The 949-nt window shown below is 65.2% G+C and carries 2 pseudogenes; one reads left to right on the top strand and one right to left on the bottom strand.

The annotated features are described in order from the left end of the window. A pseudogene (locus tag ACK4TH_RS12300) lies at nt 1–360 on the top strand (FHA domain-containing protein); the annotation flags it as partial. An 81-nt stretch (nt 361–441) separates the two neighbouring features. Here the strand turns inward: ACK4TH_RS12300 and ACK4TH_RS12295 are convergent. Beyond that, nucleotides 442–745, bottom strand: a pseudogene (locus tag ACK4TH_RS12295) (glycosyl transferase); the annotation flags it as partial. Nucleotides 746–949: the final 204 nt, after the last annotated feature.

The raw sequence follows: 949 nt of genomic DNA, 5'->3' as shown, positions 1-949 counted from the left end.
CTGATCGAGATCGCGCGCTACCAGTTGCGGGTGGTCGACGACGCCACCCCAGCCCTGGCCACGGCCACGGCGACGGCTACCCCGCCCCCCACCGTCGCGCAGCGGGCGCGGCTGGAGGTGTTGGATGGTCCGGCCGCGGGTCGAACCGTGGCGCTGACCAAGGCAGCCACCACCATCGGCAAACCGGGGGTTGCGGTGGCCACGGTGACGCACAGGGGCACTGACTATGTGCTGACCCAGGCGGCGGGGGAGCGCCCCGCGACACTCAATGGCCAAGCCATCGGCCCCGCCGGCGCAACATTGCACGACGGGGACGTGATTGCACTGGCCGGTTCACACATCCGCTTCGTGCTCTGCTGATCCTTGGCGGCCGTACCGAGAGGAAGGTGAGGTTGCCCAGTCACCGCCGCAACCATCGCGGCACTTTGAAACACACATGCAACGGTCAACCCATTGGTGAAAATGCAGTGCATCAGCAACGCCGGGCGAATCGCCCCGCGCAACTTTGCGGTAAACGGAAAACAGCGTTTCCACCACCGGCAAAGGGCAGCCCACGGGGATAGTGCCAGACCCAAAAACCAGCGGTCGCCCCAGCCAACAAGAGCAGCTGTGCCGCCTGCGACCAGTCGCCCACTTTGAGGGCCACGGCAGTCAACGCTATGGTCACCGCCAATGCCACCGCCCCCGCCAACCCGTTGTAGCCGTCGATCAGATTGAACGCGTGCGGCAAACCCGCCACGGCCAGCCAGACGGCCTACAGAACGACCGAGAGCCCTGAGCTGCCCGAATCTGCTTTTTGATCGCACCAACATCTCGCCATCCAAAATTCAACGGACGGCCGCCGCTTGGGCAGGGGTTGTGAGATGTTCCTTAAGTTCTGGGAGGGAATCACTCCGCCACTGGGTCGCGCGCCATCAGGCGCATGACCGCATCGCACGGCTGCAGCGCG

Origin of the sequence: Tepidimonas sp., assembly GCF_046292505.1 — a bacterium.
Lineage (GTDB): Bacteria > Pseudomonadota > Gammaproteobacteria > Burkholderiales > Burkholderiaceae_C > Tepidimonas.
This window is presented reverse-complemented; position numbering and strand designations above follow the sequence as displayed.